At 44.2% G+C, this 20,140-nt stretch carries 22 protein-coding genes; 16 read left to right on the plus strand and 6 right to left on the minus strand.

Translation table 11 applies throughout. The features are described from left to right. The first annotated feature begins 149 nt into the window (after positions 1 to 149). A complete protein-coding gene (locus AACU28_RS24365) occupies positions 150 to 734 on the plus strand; it encodes a YhgN family NAAT transporter (protein WP_009848232.1) in 585 nt (194 codons plus the stop codon). A 118-nt stretch (positions 735 to 852) separates the two neighbouring features. Here AACU28_RS24365 and AACU28_RS24370 read toward each other — a convergent pair whose 3' ends face one another. Both AACU28_RS24370 and rsmD read right to left on the minus strand, forming a co-directional pair. Further along, the gene (locus AACU28_RS24370) at positions 853 to 1,119 is read right to left on the minus strand and encodes a DUF1145 domain-containing protein (protein ID WP_004736590.1); all 267 of its coding nucleotides are present in this window, start codon (positions 1,117 to 1,119) and stop codon (positions 853 to 855) included. A gap of 10 nt (positions 1,120 to 1,129) precedes the next feature. Beyond that, a complete protein-coding gene (gene rsmD / locus AACU28_RS24375) occupies positions 1,130 to 1,732 on the minus strand; it encodes a 16S rRNA (guanine(966)-N(2))-methyltransferase RsmD (protein WP_004736589.1) in 603 nt (200 codons plus the stop codon). A 230-nt stretch (positions 1,733 to 1,962) separates the two neighbouring features. Between rsmD and ftsY the strand changes: the two genes are divergently transcribed. The 6 genes from ftsY (at position 1,963) to glpG (ending at position 7,624) form a co-directional block, all read left to right on the plus strand. After that, a complete protein-coding gene (ftsY, locus tag AACU28_RS24380; protein WP_121603713.1) occupies positions 1,963 to 3,204 on the plus strand; it encodes a signal recognition particle-docking protein FtsY in 1,242 nt (413 codons plus the stop codon). Positions 3,205 to 3,281: 77 nt separating this feature from the next. Continuing rightward, positions 3,282 to 3,959 carry a cell division ATP-binding protein FtsE gene (ftsE, locus tag AACU28_RS24385; protein ID WP_004736585.1) on the plus strand — a complete coding sequence of 226 codons (678 nt, stop codon included), beginning with the start codon at positions 3,282 to 3,284 and terminating at the stop codon, positions 3,957 to 3,959. Continuing rightward, positions 3,946 to 4,914, plus strand: coding sequence for a permease-like cell division protein FtsX (ftsX, locus tag AACU28_RS24390; protein ID WP_004736584.1), 969 nt, complete (start codon positions 3,946 to 3,948; stop codon positions 4,912 to 4,914). Before ftsE ends, ftsX begins: the two co-directional genes overlap by 14 nt. 177 nt (positions 4,915 to 5,091) lie before the next feature. Continuing rightward, entirely contained in the window at positions 5,092 to 5,949 is an 858-nt protein-coding gene (gene rpoH / locus AACU28_RS24395; RefSeq protein ID WP_026012297.1) for an RNA polymerase sigma factor RpoH, read from the plus strand. A 450-nt stretch (positions 5,950 to 6,399) separates the two neighbouring features. Next, the gene (glpE, locus tag AACU28_RS24400) at positions 6,400 to 6,720 is read left to right on the plus strand and encodes a thiosulfate sulfurtransferase GlpE (protein ID WP_017083188.1); all 321 of its coding nucleotides are present in this window, start codon (positions 6,400 to 6,402) and stop codon (positions 6,718 to 6,720) included. Positions 6,721 to 6,778: 58 nt separating this feature from the next. Next, a complete protein-coding gene (gene glpG, locus AACU28_RS24405; protein ID WP_121603714.1) occupies positions 6,779 to 7,624 on the plus strand; it encodes a rhomboid family intramembrane serine protease GlpG in 846 nt (281 codons plus the stop codon). Positions 7,625 to 7,712: 88 nt separating this feature from the next. On the opposite strand, the gene AACU28_RS24410 is transcribed toward glpG, so the two are convergent. Continuing rightward, positions 7,713 to 8,120 (minus strand): flagellar basal body-associated protein FliL, encoded by a 408-nt coding sequence (locus AACU28_RS24410; protein ID WP_004736708.1) that lies wholly within the window; start codon positions 8,118 to 8,120, stop codon positions 7,713 to 7,715. Positions 8,121 to 8,282: 162 nt separating this feature from the next. On the opposite strand from AACU28_RS24410, the gene AACU28_RS24415 reads away from it, so the two are divergent. Together AACU28_RS24415 and ubiA are read left to right on the plus strand one after the other, a co-directional pair. Beyond that, entirely contained in the window at positions 8,283 to 8,825 is a 543-nt protein-coding gene (locus AACU28_RS24415) for a chorismate lyase (RefSeq protein WP_183091215.1), read from the plus strand. Beyond that, the gene (gene ubiA, locus AACU28_RS24420) at positions 8,826 to 9,680 is read left to right on the plus strand and encodes a 4-hydroxybenzoate octaprenyltransferase (RefSeq protein WP_054542655.1); all 855 of its coding nucleotides are present in this window, start codon (positions 8,826 to 8,828) and stop codon (positions 9,678 to 9,680) included. It abuts the gene before it with no gap. 103 nt (positions 9,681 to 9,783) lie between these two features. On the opposite strand, the gene plsB is transcribed toward ubiA, so the two are convergent. Continuing rightward, the gene (gene plsB, locus AACU28_RS24425) at positions 9,784 to 12,207 is read right to left on the minus strand and encodes a glycerol-3-phosphate 1-O-acyltransferase PlsB (RefSeq protein WP_017079818.1); all 2,424 of its coding nucleotides are present in this window, start codon (positions 12,205 to 12,207) and stop codon (positions 9,784 to 9,786) included. Between the two features lie 220 nt (positions 12,208 to 12,427). Between plsB and AACU28_RS24430 the strand changes: the two genes are divergently transcribed. From AACU28_RS24430 to dinF, 4 genes are all read left to right on the plus strand, one after another. Then, entirely contained in the window at positions 12,428 to 12,790 is a 363-nt protein-coding gene (locus AACU28_RS24430) for a diacylglycerol kinase (protein WP_102572244.1), read from the plus strand. Between the two features lie 94 nt (positions 12,791 to 12,884). Further along, complete coding sequence (gene lexA, locus AACU28_RS24435; protein ID WP_004736702.1) at positions 12,885 to 13,505, plus strand: transcriptional repressor LexA; 621 nt, start codon at positions 12,885 to 12,887, stop codon at positions 13,503 to 13,505. A gap of 97 nt (positions 13,506 to 13,602) precedes the next feature. Further along, complete coding sequence (locus AACU28_RS24440; RefSeq protein ID WP_121603716.1) at positions 13,603 to 14,481, plus strand: class I SAM-dependent methyltransferase; 879 nt, start codon at positions 13,603 to 13,605, stop codon at positions 14,479 to 14,481. Between the two features lie 117 nt (positions 14,482 to 14,598). Beyond that, the gene (dinF, locus tag AACU28_RS24445; RefSeq protein WP_029404911.1) at positions 14,599 to 15,954 is read left to right on the plus strand and encodes an MATE family efflux transporter DinF; all 1,356 of its coding nucleotides are present in this window, start codon (positions 14,599 to 14,601) and stop codon (positions 15,952 to 15,954) included. Between the two features lie 185 nt (positions 15,955 to 16,139). Here the strand turns inward: dinF and sthA are convergent, their stop codons facing one another. Continuing rightward, positions 16,140 to 17,540, minus strand: coding sequence for a Si-specific NAD(P)(+) transhydrogenase (sthA, locus tag AACU28_RS24450; protein WP_121603717.1), 1,401 nt, complete (start codon positions 17,538 to 17,540; stop codon positions 16,140 to 16,142). Positions 17,541 to 17,679: 139 nt separating this feature from the next. On the opposite strand from sthA, the gene AACU28_RS24455 reads away from it, so the two are divergent. Genes AACU28_RS24455 through AACU28_RS24465 form a run of 3 tightly spaced genes read left to right on the plus strand, consistent with a single transcriptional unit; the run spans position 17,680 to position 18,880 of the window. Then, positions 17,680 to 17,871: a hypothetical protein gene (locus tag AACU28_RS24455; RefSeq protein ID WP_004736698.1), complete on the plus strand. Its 192-nt coding sequence runs from the start codon at positions 17,680 to 17,682 to the stop codon at positions 17,869 to 17,871. Beyond that, complete coding sequence (fabR, locus tag AACU28_RS24460) at positions 17,868 to 18,509, plus strand: HTH-type transcriptional repressor FabR (RefSeq protein WP_004736697.1); 642 nt, start codon at positions 17,868 to 17,870, stop codon at positions 18,507 to 18,509. Before AACU28_RS24455 ends, fabR begins: the two co-directional genes overlap by 4 nt. Further along, complete coding sequence (locus AACU28_RS24465) at positions 18,509 to 18,880, plus strand: YijD family membrane protein (RefSeq protein ID WP_004736696.1); 372 nt, start codon at positions 18,509 to 18,511, stop codon at positions 18,878 to 18,880. Before fabR ends, AACU28_RS24465 begins: the two co-directional genes overlap by 1 nt. Positions 18,881 to 18,972: 92 nt before the next feature. On the opposite strand, the gene trmA is transcribed toward AACU28_RS24465, so the two are convergent. Further along, positions 18,973 to 20,082, minus strand: a complete 1,110-nt coding sequence (gene trmA / locus AACU28_RS24470; protein ID WP_004736694.1) for a tRNA (uridine(54)-C5)-methyltransferase TrmA — start codon at positions 20,080 to 20,082, stop codon at positions 18,973 to 18,975. Positions 20,083 to 20,140 lie beyond the last annotated feature (58 nt).

The raw sequence follows: 20,140 nt of genomic DNA on the forward strand, positions 1-20,140 counted from the left end.
CTCTTAAATTATCTTTTTACTTTTCTCCTTTCTATTTGCTCTCGAAAAATTCCCTTCTAATTACATAAGTTAATCCTTTTATTACTGCGTTCGAAAATCAATGTTGAGGCTGCTATACTCCGCGCACTTACGCTTTTCGAGACAAACTTATGGAAATTTTATCTGCAGCAACCATGCTGTTTCTTATTATGGACCCGCTTGGCAATCTACCAATCGTGCTCTCTATCCTTAAGCATATTGATCCGAAGCGTCGCCGTATTGTTCTTGTTCGTGAACTGATGTTTGCACTGATTATCCTGCTGTTGTTCTTGTTTGCTGGCCAAAGCATCATGAACTTCCTGCACGTGCAGCCTGAAACCTTGAGTATCTCTGGTGGTATTATTCTGTTTATCATCGCGATTAAGATGATTTTCCCAAGTGCGGGTAGTATTACCGGCCTAGCGGCGGGTGAAGAACCATTTATCGTGCCGATGGCGATCCCTATGATTGCAGGCCCGTCGGTGATTGCTGCATTGATTCTGTTGTCGACACAGCACCCTGACAACATGTTAGAGCTTTCAGGCGCAGTGATGCTGGCTTGGGGCGCGACCTTCTTTATTCTGATGTTTAATGGTTTCTTCTTGCGAGTGCTGGGTGAGCGAGGCCTTAAAGCCATCGAACGCTTGATGGGCTTGTTGTTGGTTATGTTGTCGACGCAAATGTTCCTAGATGGTGTAAAAGGCTACATGGGCTAACATCAGTATCATTGCTGAATAAAAAAAACGCCGCTCAAATGAGCGGCGTTCTTGTATTTAATGTTTCTGTCATGATGTTTTCTGTAGCTAAGCGTTTTATATCTGAGCTTAAGCTTGATTACATCATGTGTTTGCGTCGGATATCGAGTAGGGCAAAGACTCCGAAAATCAATATTGACCACTTCTCCCAACGTGACATTTCGATCTTATCGCCGAATGCACCGATAAAAATCAGCATCTGCAGGCCGTGCATGAAGAACAAGAACGCTGTCATGATATAAAGCGCAATCGCAGCATTACCCGGGAATGGATAGAAAATATTTACGATTAAGATAAACCAAACAAAGGCGATGGCTACTTTTGCTAGTGGAAGTAAGAACTTCATTCAATAACTCCTATTCTTCAGTGGTTCGATTAAACAGTCGGTAGCTAGACTGGCCAGTGGTCTTATCGCGATGCAATTCCCAGTTCTCTGGCATAGCCTCAAGCTGCAGCTCTTTTTCTGTCTCGACGTAAATGATGGCGTTGTCTGCCAACCAGCCATTGCTCTCAAGCAGTTGTACAGTTTCTGCAAGTAAGCCTTTACGAAATGGTGGATCAAGGAAAACCATATCGTAAGGAGTACCTGGCTTCTTAAGGAAAGAGATAGCATCAGTATTCACGACATTGATGTTGTCTGCCTTAAGCTCTTTCGCGTTATCAGAAAGCTGTTTGGCCGCCTTTTGATTCATTTCGAGCAGTGTCACCATTTTTGCTTGGCGAGAAGCTGCTTCAAAACCTAGACCGCCAGAACCGGCAAATACATCCAAGCAAGTTGAATGTGGGATATCTTGAGCCACCCAGTTAAAGAGTGTCTCTTTTACTCGGTCAATGGTTGGGCGTAATCCTTCTAAATCATGAACAGGTAGCTTTCTACCTCTCCATGAGCCACTAATAATTCGAACAAAGCCTCCGGATGGCTTTTTTTGTGATGTGTTTTGCTGGCGACGTCTTACCATAGATTTTTTGACCGCTAATAAAGTGATACTATACCGAGCCCAATTTAAGTGGGTTCGAGTATTAAATAAATTTGCAATGACAAAGTGTATCAAGCTAAAAGCAAACTTATCACTGCTTTGTCATTTTTCTTTACTATTCGTTTGTACAAGCTTGTATTGTATAACAATAGCAAAGAGTCGACGTGTATTAAGTCAATACAGCTAATTAGTAGATCTAGGAAACTCCTCTGATGACGGAAAAAAAGAAGCGCGGATTATTATCGTGGCTTGGTTTTGGTGACGAAGAACAAAGCCCAAAAACTCAGAATGAAGCGAACGTAGAAAACGTTGAAGATCAAACTGAAGTTGAATCACAAGTCGAGGCTGAACAGGCCGCGCCTGAAGCTGAACAAGCTAAGCCAACTGAATCTAAGTCGGTTGAATCTGAGCAAGCGCTTGAAGAAACTCAACAAGAGCAGCAACCTGTCGCAGCAGAAGCAGAAGCAGAAGCAGAACAGGAAGATGTTGCTGTTCCTCAAGCTCAGGTTGAAGAAGTTCAAGATAAGCCGACAGAAAGCTTCTTTGCGCGCCTTAAGCGTAGTCTTAGCCGCACTAAAGCAAACATCGGTGCTGGCTTCTTTGGCTTGTTCAAGGGTAAACAAATCGATGAAGATCTGTTTGAAGAACTAGAAGAGCAACTTCTGATTGCAGACGTGGGTATGAATACCACGGTTAAGATCATTGAAAATCTGACAGAAAAAGCATCTCGCAATGACCTAAAAGACGGTGAAGCTCTATATGGTCTGCTCAAAGAAGAGATGGCGGATATCTTAAGCCAAGTGGAACAGCCACTGGTTGTTGATACGACTAAAACACCTTACGTTATTTTAATGGTTGGTGTGAACGGTGTCGGTAAGACAACTACGATCGGTAAGCTGGCTAAACAATTCCAAAGTGAAGGCAAGAAAGTGATGTTGGCGGCGGGTGATACCTTCCGTGCGGCAGCGGTTGAACAACTTCAGGTTTGGGGTCAACGTAATAACGTTCCTGTGATCGCTCAGCACACAGGTGCCGATAGCGCGTCTGTTATCTACGATGCCATTGAAGCGGCGAAAGCGCGTGGTGTTGATGTTGTGATTGCTGATACTGCAGGTCGTTTGCAGAACAAGAGCAACTTGATGGAAGAGCTGCGTAAGATTGTTCGTGTAATGAAGAAGATTGATGACTCTGCACCGCACGAAATCATGTTAACGCTAGATGCAGGTACCGGTCAGAATGCTATCAGCCAAGCGAAGCTGTTCAGTGACGTGGCACCAGTAACGGGTATTACGCTCACTAAGCTAGATGGTACGGCGAAAGGCGGCGTGATTTTCTCAATTGCTGATCAGTTCCAGATTCCAATCCGCTACATTGGTGTGGGTGAAGGCATTGATGACCTGCGTCCATTTGAGTCTAAAGACTTTATTGAAGCACTATTTAGCCGCGAAGAGTAACGCGAGTAGCAAAGTGGTTTATCCTTAACCTGCTACCGTTTTAAATTTGATATGAGTGATCGTAAGAGGAATTTTCGGTGATCAAATTTCAGCAAGTGAGCAAAGCCTACCGAGGCGGACGACAAGCGCTCCAAAAAGTGGACTTTCACCTTAAACGTGGAGAGATGGCTTTTTTGGGTGGGCACTCTGGAGCTGGTAAAAGTACCTTGCTGAAGTTGATCTGCGCCATCGAGCGTCCAACTGACGGACGTGTTTGGTTTAACGATCACGATATCACTCGTATTCCAGCTAAAGACATTCCCTTCTTACGTCGTAACATCGGGATTGTCTTTCAAGACCATCGCCTACTGATGGATCGCTCTATCTTTGATAACGTCGCACTGCCTATGCGTATTGAATCTATTTCTGAAAATGAAATAAAACGCCGAGTCAGTGCTGCGTTGGATAAAACCGGCTTACTAGACAAAGCCCGTTGTTTGCCAAGCCAGCTTTCTGGTGGTGAGCAGCAACGCGTGGGTATCGCTCGCGCTGTGGTTAACCGTCCAACTCTGCTTTTAGCGGATGAGCCGACCGGTAACCTCGACCCTGAATTATCTAACCGTGTATTACGTTTGTTTGAAGAGTTCAACCGCGCGGGTGTTACGATCATCCTAGCGACGCACGATATCGGGTTAGTGAACACTCGCCCTCAGTACCGTCATCTTGAATTAAACCAAGGCTTTTTGAGTGAGGTTGAAGACTATGGCCGCGAATAAGCGCATCAAGAAACCTCAATCCAATCGAGCAGCAAACCGGGCTTCAAGCGACGGCTTCTTTGTTGTTCATTGGAAACAAGCTAAGTCATCGTTCTCGCAAATGTGGCAACGTCCGTTGGGCAACTTGTTGACCCTTGCGGTGATCTCAATGGCTTTGGCGATGCCAGCTTGTTTGTACCTACTGGGCAAGAACGTTGGTGAAGTGGCTCAAGATGTCACCAGCCCGTCACAAATAAGTGCTTATGTAGAGGATGGTATTCCTGAGCCGAGAGTAATGGTGCTTAAGGATGAAATTGAAAGTTGGGATCAAGTCGAGCTGGTGGAATACATTTCACCGCAACAAGGGCTTGCGGATCTAAGCCAGTATTCTGGTTTTGAAGATGCCCTGACTATCCTAGATGATTATTCATTGCCAGGTGTGTTGGTGATTACGCCAAGCGTGCACAGTGATGTCTTAATCAAAGAATTAGCAAGCAACGTTAAAAAGCAAGAGCTAGTGACCGATGTTCGTTTAGACGAAGATTGGTTAGCTCGATTAGATGCGATCAAAGCATTAGCAGCGGTCATCGTTATTACCTTAACGGTATTGATGTTGGGCGCGGTATTTTTGATTATTGGCAATACATTACGCTTTAATGTGTTGGCGCATAAAGATGAGATTCAAACCATGAAGCTGATTGGTGCTACCGACAGCTACATTCTTCGACCATACCTTTATGCTGGGATGTGGTTTGGCGTTTTAGGTTCGATTAGTGCTTGGGTAATGACGGCATTGATTACCGTATTGCTCAATAGTGCAGTGGATGATTTGGCTCAGCTTTATGATAGCCATTTCCGCTTAATTGGCCTGAGTTGGGATGAGTCTTTATTACTTTTGATCGTCGGAACCCTGCTTGGTAGTGTGGCTGCGAAGCTTTCTGCACAGCGTCACCTAAAAGAAATTGAACCAGTTTAGGTGAATAGAGTCATATTTATACGAAAAATAGGCAGTTCTTAACCAGTTTTTGCCTTGTATAGAAGAATTGATTATGCATAATTACTTCCCCCTCCTTGAAACCTGTTCATTTTAGGTTCAAGATTGTCGGGTTTTAATAGATGTATTACTCCAGATCAGAGATTGATGAGGAACCGAATGGCAAACCAAGCGTATCAAATGGCTTTAGTCACACAAGATAGTTTAGATAGCTATATCCGCTCAGCGAACAGCTACCCTATGCTGACTCCTGAAGAGGAACGTGGACTTGCAGAGCGATTACATTACAAAGGTGAGATCGACGCTGCGAAAGGCTTGATCCTTTCCCACCTAAGATTCGTGGTACACGTTGCAAGAGGCTACTCTGGCTACGGGCTACCAATGGCTGATCTCGTCCAAGAAGGTAACATCGGCTTGATGAAGGCTGTTAAGCGCTTCAATCCAGAAGTTGGTGTTCGTCTAGTCTCTTTTGCTGTTCACTGGATCAAAGCTGAGATTCATGAGTACGTTTTGCGTAACTGGCGTATCGTTAAGATCGCAACAACGAAAGCACAACGTAAATTGTTCTTTAACCTTCGTAAGTCTAAAAAGCGTTTAGGTTGGTTCAATAACGGCGAAGTTGAGACGGTTGCACGTGAGTTGGGCGTTGAGCCTTCAGAAGTTCGTGAAATGGAATCTCGCTTAGCGGCACAAGACGCTACGTTTGAAGCCCCGATGGATGACGATGACGGTGGTTCTGCTTACACGGCTCCAGTTTACTACCTAGAAGACAAAGCATCAGACGTTGCTGAAACGGTTGAAGCGGCTAACTGGGAATCTCATACCAATAATCGCTTAGGACTCGCATTGAAGAGCTTAGACGAACGCAGCCAGCACATTGTGCGCTCACGTTGGTTAGATGATAATAAGTCGACACTGCAAGACTTAGCGGATACCTACAGCATTTCTGCAGAGCGTGTTCGCCAGTTAGAAAAGAATGCGATGAAGAAATTGAAACAAGCCGTTGGCGATTTCTAATAGCATCTAGCATCTAGCATCTAGCATCTAGCTTCTACTTTCTAGTAGAGCTAACAAATAGCTGAATTTTGAAAAGGCCGAGATCGAGAGATCTCGGCCTTTTTGTTTTGGATCGATTTCTCAATTTTTGCGATCGAAATTTGCAAAGTGATTTTGTGGATAACTCTGTGAGAAGTTTATTCGTCAGCTGTCTAAAAGCAGGGTGTAGTAAGGCTTTGAAGGGGTTTTTCGAGTGGGGATATGTTTCAGTTAACCCACAGCTAGATCAGGATCATTACTACATGTTGTGGATCTATTTTAAAAAAAGCACTTTATTCACGCAATTCACAGGTTTATCCACAAATGGTGTAAAAGTGATCGCTGGTGGATAACCTTATTAAGTGGATGTGATTGTTAGCCTTGGGATAGGTTACAATGGCAGCAAAGTAAATCAGTATAAAAGAGAAAGTCATGGACCAGTTTAAACATATCGATGTTAAAGGTGCTCAAGCCCTTATTGAACAAGGCGCAGCTCGACTTGTCGATATACGTGACCCGCAGTCTTTTGCGGTAGCTCACTCAAAAACCGCTTACCATCTTACTAACGATACGATGGTGTCGTTCATGGATGAGGTTGAGTTCGAACAGCCAATCTTAGTGATGTGTTATCACGGTATTAGTAGCCAAGGTGCGGCACAATATTTAGTGAACCAAGGCTTTGAAGAGGTATATAGTGTTGATGGTGGATTTGAAGCTTGGCATCGTGCTGAACTTCCAGTGATCGCGGGTTAATAGCCTTTATCACTTGAACCGCTTCAAGCATCTCTCATAGCATGAATAGGAAGTAACAATGATTAGATTGATGGTGTTAGACAATCCACGTCTTGCTCAAGCGTTTATTGATTATATGGCCTCTCGTCAGATCCCTATTCAGATGTCACCTGAGGGAGAAGGGCGTTTTGCTCTTTGGCTTCTTGATGGTCAATATCAGGTTGAAACCGAGGCCGAGCTCAATCGTTTCCTGTCGGAGCCCAATCATAAGCGCTATCAAGCAGCATCTTGGGACATGGCAGAGACCAGAAAGAGCAACTTCCATTATCACACGCCAAGTTTTATGGGCATGATAAAAGCCAAAGCGGGCCCCGTGACACTCAGCCTGATGTTGGTGTGTGTGGTGATTTTTGCACTGCAGCAAGTCGGTTTTGGTCAAGCTATTTTCAACGCCCTACATTTCCCTGCGGTTGACGGACAACAATGGCAATTGTGGCGTTGGTTAAGCCATGCTGTTCTGCACTTCTCTGTTATGCATATCGCATTTAATATTTTGTGGTGGTGGCAGTTAGGTGGGGATATTGAGAAAAAACTAGGTAGCCTCAAGCTACTTCAGGTCTTTGCTGTCTCTTCTGCGCTTTCAGGTGCTGGGCAGTACTGGGTTGAAGGGGCGAATTTCGGTGGTTTGTCTGGTGTTGTGTATGCCTTGGTTGGCTATCTATGGGTGGTGGGTGCAAAAGCCCCTCAGCTTGGTTTAGGTATTCCAAGACAGATCGTCGGCTTTATGTTGGTGTGGCTAGTGCTTGGGTACATGCAACCGTTCATGGCCATTGCAAACACAGCTCATTTGGCTGGCCTAGCCGCTGGTGTCATTATTGGTTGGATTGATGCTATGAAAGCACCGAGTTCAGCACGAAGTGAGTAGATGCTTTTTGGCAGTAGCTAAATAATAGAGACAAAAAAAAGCGGCCAGATGAGCCGCTTTTTTATTTGGATTCGTTTTTACATCATTATTACTGATAAAGGTATTTGGTAAACAGTAGGTCAGCAATGAGGGTTTTGCCTGTTTCAGGAAGCAATACCTTGTTGAGATGTTCAACTAAGGTTTTTCTTAAATCTTCACGACCAGATAGAGACTTAATGGTTTCTTCGTTTTGTTTACCGAGCAATTCAATCACCGCATCACGAATCAGTGGTTGGTGGTGCTCAATGGCTGCCAAGTCGTTACTATTCGCAACCATTATATCGAGGCGAACCTGAATGTAGCCCAGTTTTTTACCTTTAGTGTAAAAATTGGTGGTCAGGTCAGGCTCTAGCGTGAAGTAGGCTAGTTTGGGTGCCGATTCCTCTTCAGCGAAACTTGATGCTGAAAAGAGTAGGGTAATCGCAAGAAATATTTGGGCTACATAACGTTTGTGCATATTTGTGACTTTTCTTTAGTTTATTCGCGATATTCGAAACGCATTAGTCTTGTTACAATGAGCGGTCTAAATCTAAATACGTTTACAATTCGAAGAACGCTTTAATTTTGTTCGAAAGTTGAAGCTTTATTGTACGTGTAAAGTCACCTATTGAATACTAGTATGAATCAGCCAATATCGCTGTATCTTAATTCGTTAATGAATGTAGATTGGCAAAGTACAGAAACATTTGATTTTCCTAATAAAATCACCAGAGAGTGGCTTTTGGAGCAAGGTTCTCTTTCCCGCAAGTTGGGCAAGAGCTGTCAGCACCTGTCTGTTGAGTTACTTCATAATCAAGTTGTAGAACGCTCAATGCTACAACAGGACGAGGAACTTCTTTTATCATCGTTTGATTGCTTACTGCGTAAAGTGATTTTGAAGGGTGATGATGAGCCGTGGGTGTTAGGGCGAACCTTGATTCCTCGAGTCACATTAGAAGATCATCAGCACTCTGACCTTTCTCAACAAGGTAATGTCCCACTTGGTTTAACCGTGTTCAGCGCTGAGAACGTGGAGCGAGATGCGCTGCAAGTCGGTTGGGTTATCGCAGGCGATGAGCGACTGCTCGCGCGTCGTTCTCGATTATGGATGAACCATAAACCGATGCTTGTGGCAGAACTGTTTTTGCCAACATCACCCATTTACTCTAAGGAGAGTTTGTAAATGTTTGCCACCAAAGCGAAGGCGTATTGGCAATTAACGCGAATGAATCGCCCGATTGGTACCCTGTTACTCCTTTGGCCGACCTTATGGTCGCTGATTATCGCCGCGAAAGGCATGCCTGATTTTGATGTCTTGGTTGTTTTCGTACTCGGCGTGGTATTGATGCGTTCAGCTGGCTGTGTGATCAATGATTTTGCTGACCGTAAAGTGGATGGTCATGTAAAACGCACCAAGCAGCGTCCATTACCTTCCGGTTTGGTTTCCAGTAAGGAAGCTATTCTGCTCTTTTTAGTGCTAGCCATGGTTTCATTCTTACTGGTGCTAACCATGAATCCGCTGACGATTAAGCTTTCTGTTATCGGTGTTGGCTTAGCCTTCATTTATCCTTTTATGAAGCGTTTTACGCACCTTCCACAGTTGTTCCTCGGCTTAGCGTTTAGTTGGGCAATCCCAATGGCTTGGGCGGCGCAAACTAATGAGCTACCTAGTGTGGTCTGGTTTATTTTCATTATCAATGCGTTGTGGACGATTGCCTACGACACACAATATGCAATGGTTGACCGAGATGACGATTTAAAAATTGGCATCAAATCGACGGCTATTCTATTTGGTCGTTTCGACAAGCTTATCGTTGGCTTCTTACAGCTAGTGACACTGGCGATGTTAATAGCGTTAGGCATGCATTACCAATTAGGAGATACCTTTTATTGGGCACTGCTGGTTGCGGGGGGCTTGTTTGTGTATCAACAACATCTGATGCGCCACCGTGATCGAGACTTATGTTTCCAAGCTTTCCTAAACAACAATTATGTTGGAATGGCAGTGACAGCAGGCTTATTCATTACCTTCTGGTAAGCATGAGTTTTTTGCTAAACGAACGCTCAATAAAAAGGCACCCAATGGGTGCCTTTTTTGATCGTGTTCAGTCTAGTGATTAAAGCAATTGCTAACCAAGCGATTACTCTGCTTGGTGGATACTCTCTTGAATCGTCAGACGGACCTCTGGGTAAAGCATTGAGTAAAGAAGCTTAGCGAATTGCTGAGTCTTTTCTAAATCGCAGTTACCATCGTTATCCAGATATTGCTGCTGTTTCAAAGTTGCGAACATCGACGCAAACACACCTTTATCGAAGAACTCTGGTGCATTAATGCCTTGTAGACGTCCCAGTCGTTGTGCGATGTCTTGGCTCTTCTGCTCAAGATCAGATTTATCCAGATCAGGGTTTTCTGCCAATAGGTTCAAAGCAATAGAGTAGCGCTGTAGCGTTTCTGAAATCGTACGGCCTAACAGCATCAGTGCTTGGCTGTTTGACTGGTTGATGGTGACTTGGTTGTCCGACACCACAAGCATACCTTGGCCAACAAGCTCTTCAATGATGTTCGCCACCACGCTTTCAAGCTGATCTTCGTCGTAGCTTAAGAACAACTCTTTCTTCAAGAACGGGTAGATAGCAGCAACGTTCTCTTGAATTGCGTCAATGGTTAGGCCGTGCTGACGAATGGTCATCTGAGCAATTAACGATGGTAGAGCAAACAAATGAATGATGTTATTACGGTAGTAGGTCATCAGAATTGACTGGTGACGGTCTAGCGAAATGATGTCGCCCATTGAGTCTGATTCAATTAGGAACTTGTTCAGCGATTCAGCGTGTTTTACCAGATCTTCAGCACTGTCTTTTGGTACCGTAAATGTATCAGAGTAAGGTACGTTCTTAAGCAGAGACAGGTAACAGTTGATCTGAGAAACCAAAGAATCACGAGACAATGCACGCTGTCTTGAAGCCAGTAACGCCGTTGCACAAAGTGTTAGTGCGTTGGTCGCTGCCGCATCGTTAATGTGTGTCATCATTTTGGTTGCCAGGTCATTGACCACTGGATTCATCCATTGTGGCTTGCTGGTTCCCATTGGATCGATATCTTTAGTCCACTCTGGAGCGTGCTCGTTCAGATATTGGTTAAGCTGAATCGGCTCACCAAAGTTCACGTAGCCTTTACCAAAATTGCGCAGTTTACGGAGCGTACGAATCACTAGGCTCGCATTTTCTTTTTCTTTGCGCTTACCACGAAGCTCTTTTGCGTAGGTCGCCACTTCCATTACGTGCTCGTAGCCGATGTACACAGGTACTAACGTTACTGGACGGTTCATGCCGCGCAGCATAGCCTGAATAGTCATCGCCAACATGCCGGTTTTAGCTTGTAGCAGGCGACCTGTGCGAGAGCGACCACCTTCACTGAAATACTCGACTGAGTAACCTTTGGCGAACAATTCCGCCAGATATTCACGGAAAATAGTCGAGTACAGCTTGTTGCCTTTGAAGCTACGACGAATAAAGAACGCACCACCATGACGGAAAATAGGACCGGCAGGGAAGAAGTTCAGATTGATACCCGCAGCGATATGCGGCGGCACCATGCCCTCGTGGTAAAGCACGTAAGAAAGCAGTAAGTAATCCATGTGACTACGATGACAAGGCACATAAACAATCTCGTGACCATCTTGAGCCAGCTTACGAACTGTTGAAGCGTTGCTGATATGCAGGCCTTGATACAACTTATTCCACAACCAACCAAGAATCTTCTCACCGCGTTTGATTAGCGAGTAAGAGAAGTTCGCAGCAATCTCGTCCATGATGTCTTGAGCTTCTTTGCTCGCTTTCTCGATCGAGATGTTTTTTGCTTGTGCTTCATCTTCAATCGCTTTCTTGATCGCTTCAGATTTTAGTAGGCGGTCAAACAGAGCTTGGCGACTGGGCAGGTTAGGACCTGATGCTGCAAGTTTTTGGCGAGAAAAGTGAATACGTGCCACGCGCGCCAGTTTGTGTGCGATGGTGTTGTCGGTGCCGTGTGAGTTAGCCATGTAACGTAGAGAAACCACAGGACTAAAGCGAACCAAGCAGTCACGACCTGCCAGTAATACCGCTTTTGATTTCTCTAAGCCGTTCATTGCTTGTAGGTAAGGTTTCTGGTTATTCTCTTTACCTGGTTTACGACCCCACAATACAGTGGCAGGGATAACTTGAACGTCGAGATCAGAGTCTTCAGCATGCAGTGAAAGCAGCTCAGAGAAGACTTCAATTGATGAGCTTGGTACATAATCATCGTCTTGCAGTAGAGTTTTGCGAGAAGAGATAAAAACGTAGCGTTGCAGTGATTTGCCATTGATTTCAAGCTTGCTCAACGGATCAGGTAACCCTAATTCAAGTGCATGTTTTTGCAATGTAAGAATGTCTACACTTGAGCGAAACGGTAAGGCGTATACAATCGGTTTGCTCAAATCAATGTTCAAATCCTCAACAGGGTTTGAAGGAATTGATGTGCCCTTTACCAATACGGATAAAGGTAGCTTCATTAATGAACGTGAAAAAGATTGTCCAGAAGACATATAGGTTCACTGCCTCAATAGTTATTTCAATGTGCTCAAGCGTATCTCTATTTCTATGATGAAAAGGATAAATCCTGTGAGTGAAATAGGGATAAGCCTAGGCGTAAATTTAATCGATGCAAGAATACCAGAAACTGGTCTAACCTTTTAATGGAAATAGTCATATTGCCGTTAAGTTTGTGGAAAATCATTCATCGACTGATTGAGTATAGGGTTAAAAATGACCAAAAAATCAAACACCGGATTCAAACGTATCGTGAAAGCGGCGGGCTTTTCATGGCAAGGCATCACGAGCTCGTTTAAAAACGAGGCGGCATTTCGACAAGAAGTATTCATGGCCGCAGTGCTTATTCCGTTGGCGTTTTACTTAGATGTAAGCCAAGTTGAGAGAATCTTGATGATTTCAGCAGTCGTGTTGGTGATGGTTGTCGAGTTGGTCAATACCGCGATTGAAGCGGTCGTTGACCGAATCGGTAGTGAACATCATGAGCTTTCTGGGATGGCGAAAGATGTTGGCTCAGCTGCAGTTTTTATCTGTTTAGTATTAGCGGGTTACGTGTGGCTAGAGATCTTGTTTTTGTAATTCGCTAAAAATGAACTAAAAACAACCAATTGCTTTGCTTTTGTTCAGTTACTGGATATACTCACAGTCAACTGTATAAAAAGACAGGTGAATCATGAAGCCGTTAACGCCCCGCCAGCAACAAGTTTTTGACCTTATCAAAAGTAAGATCGAAGATTTCGGTATGCCACCGACACGTGCAGAAATCGCGCGCGAACTTGGCTTCCGTTCTGCTAATGCTGCAGAAGAACATTTAAAAGCTCTTGCTCGTAAAGAAGCGATTGAGATTATCCCGGGTGCGTCTCGTGGTATTCGTATTTTGCTTGAAGATGCAGCGAATGAAGAGCAAGGTTTACCACTAATCGGTCAGGTTGCCGCTGGTGAGCCTATTTTGGCTCAAGAGCATGTAGAAATGCATTATCAAGTTGATCCAGGCATGTTTAAACCACAAGCTGACTTCTTACTTCGTGTAAATGGCGAAAGTATGAAAGACATCGGTATTATGGACGGTGATCTATTAGCTGTTCATAAAACACAAGATGTCCGCGATGGTCAGGTTGTCGTGGCTCGTGTCGATGATGATGTAACGGTAAAACGCCTAGAACGTAAAGGTTCAACGGTGCTGTTACACGCTGAAAATGAAGAGTTTTCTCCAATCCATGTCGATCTAGAATCTCAACACTTGTCTATTGAAGGGCTGGCTGTTGGTATTATCCGCAACACTGACTGGATGTAATCAGTACAAACAGCTTATTGATATTTATTCTCAATAACTTGTTATTATAATTGATATTCATTATCATCTTCTTTGTCGAGATACAAGGAAGATGATGATGCCAAATCCAACCAAACCTCAAATAAAGCCGCTTATTCCTAAGCCGCGCTCTTCTGTTCAAAAGGCTCCTTTTGATCAAGGGTCTGCACATCAGGAATTCCAAGTTCCGACGGATCTCGTTCAACATCTTTGGTTTCGCAGCCGCGAAAGCCTTGCCGATGACGGCCTAGTCTATGACCCTATCGCAGCTCAAGCCTGCAAGCGCTGCCAATTAGCACCAGAATGTCTTACTGGTGAACTCGACCAACAACAACTTCTCTACGCAACATTGACTCAGCTTTGTGACTCTCAAGTTCAACAATTTCTATCTCATAACCCAGATGCTTGGATTATCAATGTTGGGGCAGGCCTCGATACTCGTTTCTACCGTTTAGATAATGGCCGCTGTCATTGGGTTGAATTGGATGTAACTGAAAATCTAGTTTGGCGCCAACGCCTGTTCCACAAGAATGAACGCTACCGTTTGGAGTGTGGTTCGGTTGACGATCTGACTTGGTTGGATGAGCTCAACATCCCAGAACAAGCCTCAGTGATGGTGGTGTGCGAACATGCTTTGCTTGATTGCAATGAACAACAAACCGCATATTTTATTCAGTCATTGAGTCGTTACTTTACTCATGCACACGCGTGTTTAGTGTTAGCTGGAGACAAAAGCTCTAGTGCTCTTGGGCAAAAGCTTGGTTCAGGAAAATATGCACATGGCTTATCTTCTCCAGTAGACAGTGTTCTTAATTGGCTGCCATGGGTGCAATGGGTAAAAGCGTTTTCTCCACTTGATCAACAATGCAATCGTTGGAAATTGTGGCAGCGATTACTGTGTAAGATCTCTCAGGTCAAAAAGCGCTTAACGCCACAGTTAGTGCTTGTTAAGTGGTAGTGCTAGCGACTTTGTTTGCAGGTAGCGGAATAGACGTATCAAGATAAGTAAAACCCCACAACATAGTGAAAGCCCACCCACTAGGTTAAACTATCGCCTCTAATCAAAGAGGTGATCGTGAAGCTATTTAATCCCCAAACTATTTTTCAAACGCTATCCAATCAGGCGATGCACAAAAAAGTGCTATTGCTCGCGATCCCGATGGTTCTCTCTAATATTACGGTTCCACTGCTGGGCTTAGTCGATGCTGCGGTTATTGGTCACCTAGAGCATTCTTGGTATTTAGGTGGTGTGGCCTTAGGCGGCACCATGATCAGTGTGACCTTCTGGTTGCTTGGCTTCCTGCGTATGTCGACGACTGGATTGGCCGCGCAGTCTTATGGTGCGAATGATGGTAAGCAGCTTGGTTTAGTCTTTGTGCAAGGCGTGACTATGGCCTTAGGGTTTGCTGGTGTCTTTTTGCTTTTACACAGCTTTGTTGCGGATGCGGTTTTCTCATTGAGCAGTGCCAGCGAGCAAGTCAAACATTATGGCCTGCAGTACTTCTCTATCCGTGCCTGGAGTGCGCCTGCTGCCCTAACTAACTTTGTAATTTTAGGTTGGTTGCTCGGAACCCAAAATGCTAAAGCGCCAATGTGGATGGTGATTATCACTAATATCACCAACATTGTTTTAGATATCGTATTTGTGATTGGCCTCGGCTGGCAAGTTGAAGGTGCGGCATTGGCATCGGTGATAGCGGACTATGCGGGTCTAACGTTTGGCTTAATTTGTGTTTATCGAATCTGGATGAAGAGGCAACTGCCATCTCCATGGGAGCTGCTTAAGAAAACCAGCCAAGGTTTGAGTCGTTTCGTAAAACTGAATCGCGATATCTTTCTGCGCTCGCTTTGTCTGCAAGCGACTTTCACTTTTATGACCTTCCAAGGTGCAAGTTTTGGTGATGATGTGGTGGCGGCTAATGCGGTATTGATGAGCTTCTTGATGATCATCTCTTATGGGATGGATGGTTTTGCTTATGCAATGGAAGCTATGGTCGGAAAGGCGATTGGCGCGAAAGATAAAGAAGAATTAAATCAGTCTTTGATTGGCACTTTCTTCTGGAGCTTCAATATTTGTTTGGTACTGACCATAGCGTTCGCGATTGCTGGGTCTAGTTTGATTAATATGATTACTACCATTCCAGAGGTTAAGAGTCAGGCTGAGGTGTATCTGCCATGGCTGATTGCGATGCCGCTCATTTCTATGTGGTGCTTCTTGCTAGACGGGATTTTCGTGGGCGCTACCAAAGGCAAAGATATGCGTAACAGTATGTTTGTGGCCACCTGCAGTTTCTTTGCGATTTTCTACTTAGCATCAGGTTTAGAGAACCATGCGCTGTGGCTAGCAATGTTGAGCTTTATGGCAATGCGCGGCATTGGTCTTGGTGTTCTATTTATCTCTCAGTGGAAGAAAGGGGAGTTTCTCGCTTAGCTTAGATAGATTAGTTCAGGGAGCGAAAAAGAGAAGCTGTGCAGGTAAAGTGGCATTTGGAACATCATGATCTAATTGCTAGCATGACTATATAATTCAGTAGTTTAAATGAAAACAGCAAGCTCATAGCTTGCTGTTTATGTATTTGGCCTACAGGTGGTCAAATAGTCCTATTGGTTCTTTGTTTAGAACAAACGGTTAAGTCCGTTCAGCGCTGCGACGCGATACGCTTCGGCCATTGTTGGATAGTTGAAGGTAGTATTCACAAAGTACTCGATGGTATTGGCTTCGCCTTTCTGTTCCATGATCGCCTGACCGATGTGGATGATCTCAGCAGCACGCTCACCAAACACGTGGATACCTAAAATCTCTTTAGTTTCACGATGGAAAAGTATCTTCAAGCTACCAATATCTTTACCTGCGATTTGAGCACGAGCTAAGTGCTTGAATGAAGATCGTCCCACTTCATAAGGTACTTTAGCCGCAGTAAGCTCTTGTTCTGTTTTACCGACAGAGCTGATCTCAGGAATGGTATAGATACCTGTTGGGATGTCTTCGATAAGGTGTCGTTCTGCTTCACCTTTCACCACGGCTTGGGCTACGAATCGACCTTGGTCATAAGCAGCACTTGCTAGGCTAGGATAACCAATCACATCACCAACAGCGTAAACATGTTCAACACTGGTTTGGTAGTTGCTGTTGACTGATACTTGTCCTCGAGAGTCCGCTTCTAAGCCAACGGCACCAAGATTCAGCTTGTCAGTATTACCCGTTCGGCCATTGGCATACAGTAGACAGTCGGCACGCATTTTCTTACCAGACTCTAAGTGAATGATTACACCGTCGTCAGTACCTTCAATTTTCTCAAAGGTTTCATCGTTACGAATAACAACGCCGCTGTTCCAGAAGTGATAAGACAGAGCATCCGAGGTTTCATTGTCTAAGAATGACAACAGGCGATCGCGAGTATTAATAAGATCGGTTTTAACGCCTAAACCACGGAAAATTGAAGCGTATTCACAACCAATAACGCCAGCACCATAGATGATGATGTGTTGAGGGTCGTGTTTAAGAGAAAGGATCGAGTCGCTGTCGTAGATACGTTCATGCAGAAAGTCGACGTTGTCTGGCTGATAAGGGCGAGAACCTGTTGCGATAACAAATTTGTCTGCACTGTAATGTTCTTCAGTACCATCGCTCTGCATGACAGAGACAGTGTTAGTATCGATAAAACGCGCAGTACCAAACACCAATGTGCACTGGTTACGGTCGTAGAAGCCTTGACGCAATCGAGTCTGTTTGTCGATGACTGATTTAGCATGACCCAGAATGTTGGAGAAGGTTGAGTGAATGCTTTTATTGTTCTGACAAAACAGCGGGTTGCTATTGAATTCAATGATGCGGCTTACTGCATGACGCAGTGCTTTTGAAGGAATCGTTCCCCAGTGGGTGCAACCACCACCAACGCTGCTCTCTTTTTCAATGATTGCAACGTTCAACCCGGCTTTGGTTAATCCCATCGCTGCCCCTTCTCCTCCGGGGCCACTACCAATTACGATTACATCAAAGTGGTTGGAGTGCGGCATAGATATCTTCCTTGTTATATTTGATTAACATTGCTTTAGCGAGATTTTAACTGATTCTGTTCTTGGGTACATGAAAAGGGCATCAGAGAGTCGGTGGGATCACGCAGTGTTATCGAAAAAATAATATTTGGTATGTTGTATGTCTCCAAATGACAGTGTGGATATTGAAATTTTTTCTTCGAACGTATTTACTTCGGTACGTGAACAAAGAGGTGTGTTTAGTGTCTTATATAACCAGAGTGCCTTATATAAATATGTGATTCGCGTTATATTGAACAGAGTATTAGGCATGCCTGTTTTGGCTGTAAAAGAAGAGTTTGATAAAGTATGAAACCAATGGGCATTCGCGCGCAGCAAAAAGAAAAAACTCGTCGTAGCTTAATCGACGCAGCATTTAGCCAGCTCAGTGCCGATCGTAGCTTTTCCAACCTAAGCTTGAGAGAAGTTGCTCGTGAGGCTGGAATAGCGCCGACTTCCTTTTATCGTCATTTCAAAGACATGGATGAGCTTGGCTTAACCATGGTTGATGAAGGTGGCTTACTGTTGCGTCAGCTAATGCGTCAAGCTAGGCAACGCATAGTAAAAGAAGGCAGTGTGATTCGTACCTCGGTTGAAACCTTTATGGAATTCATTGAAAGCAGCCCAAACGTATTCAGACTGTTATTGCGAGAGCGCTCAGGAACCTCTTTTGAGTTTCGTGCTGCGGTAGCTCGTGAGATACAGCACTTCTCTGCTGAGTTAACCGAATATTTGATAACGACTGGCATGACACGAGATGAAGCTTTTACTCAAGCTGAAGCCTCCGTCATTTTGGTCTTCAACTCAGGGGCAGAAGCATTAGATTTAGATCGACGTCAGCGAGATGAATTGGCTGATCGCTTGATCATGCAATTGCGAATGATGGCCAAAGGTGCTTTTTGGTATCGTAAAGAACGTGAACGTAACCGATTAAAAGGCGGGATTGAATAATGTCGAATGAAAATAATACTGTAAACCGTGGTTCTGAAAGAAAGACACTCGTACTTGCTGTTGTTGCAGGTGTGTGTGGTGATGCACTGTTATCTTGGGTAACAATGAGCGAAGTGGGCTTCTCTATTTTCCCATTGATTGCTTTAGTTTTGGCTGTACAAGCGCTTTACCAAGAATACCTAACGAATCCAGTATCTGAAGATATTCCATTAGTGGGTTTAGCTTGTTTCTTTGTAGGTGCATTTGGCCATTCGGCTTTTGTGAAAGCACAACACCCTGATGCAGGATCAAACTTCTTTGCGATTATTGTCGCGATGCTGCTACTCGCTTGGGTAGGTAAGAAGCTAGGCTTTATCGGTAAAACCGCTTAAACCAACGTCAACGTATAAATAAAAAAACGAGCCAATTGGCTCGTTTTTTTGTATCTGCTGTTTAGCTTCGACTTCGACCTAGATAGCGAGACTTACGCTTTACGCTCTAGGAATACACCGGCTTCCATGTGGTGCGTATAAGGGAACTGATCAAATAGAGCAAAACGAGTGATGTCGTGTGTTTCGCTTAGAATGTCTAGGTTCTCTTTCAATGTCTCAGGGTTACAAGAGATGTACATGATGCGCTCGTAGCCTTGAACCATCTTACAAGTATCAACGTCCATACCTGAACGCGGTGGATCAACAAAGATAGTGTTGCAGTTGTAGCTCTTCAGATCGATGTTTGCTTGTTGTAGGCGGCGGAATTCACGCTTACCTTCCATTGCTACGGTAAAATCTTCCGCAGACATACGGATAATCTGAACATTATCAATCTTGTTCGCCGCAATGTTGTATTGAGCAGACTCAACAGATGGCTTCGCTAGCTCAGTTGCAAGTACACGCTCAAAGTTTTGTGCCAGAGCTAATGAGAAGTTACCGTTGCCACAGTAAAGCTCTAATAAGTCACCTTTGCTGTCTTGAGTGCAGTCGACAGCCCATTCCAGCATTTTCTCTGCTACTTTGCCGTTTGGTTGAGTAAAGCTGTTCTCTACTTGCTGGTATATATAGCTATCACCATTCACATCTAGCTTTTCAATTACGTAGTCGCGATCAAGGACGATTTTCATCTTACGCGCACGACCAATCAGGTTTAGGTTAAAACCTTCATCATTCAATTGCTGCTTCAGTGCTTTAGCATCTTGAATCCATTGCTCACCCAATTGACGGTGGTAAAGCAGTGATACCAAAATCTCACCACTCAACGTAGAAAGAAAATCTACTTGGAATAGCTTATGGCGTAGAGAGTGGTTGTCTTTCATTGCATCTGTTAGTAGAGGCATTAAGTCGTTGATAAGACGACTAGCCGCTGGGAACTGGTCTACACGGTATTTTTCTTTGGTCTCTTGATTGAACATGACGTAATACATATCGTCACCTTCATGCCACACGCGAAATTCAGCACGCATGCGGTAGTGTTGTTCTGGAGATTCATACACTTCCAACTCAGGCACATCGTATTGTGAGAACATCTCAGTAAGACGCTCAGTCTTTTCTGCTAATTGTTCTTGGTAGCGTTGCGGGTTTACATCTAAATTCGCCATTGTTATGCCTTTTTGCTGTCGTGCTTTTAAATCAAGAGCGCAGATTTTATTCAATCAC

Origin of the sequence: Vibrio sp. SBT000027, from assembly GCF_963894355.1 — a bacterium.
Lineage (GTDB): Bacteria > Pseudomonadota > Gammaproteobacteria > Enterobacterales > Vibrionaceae > Vibrio > Vibrio splendidus.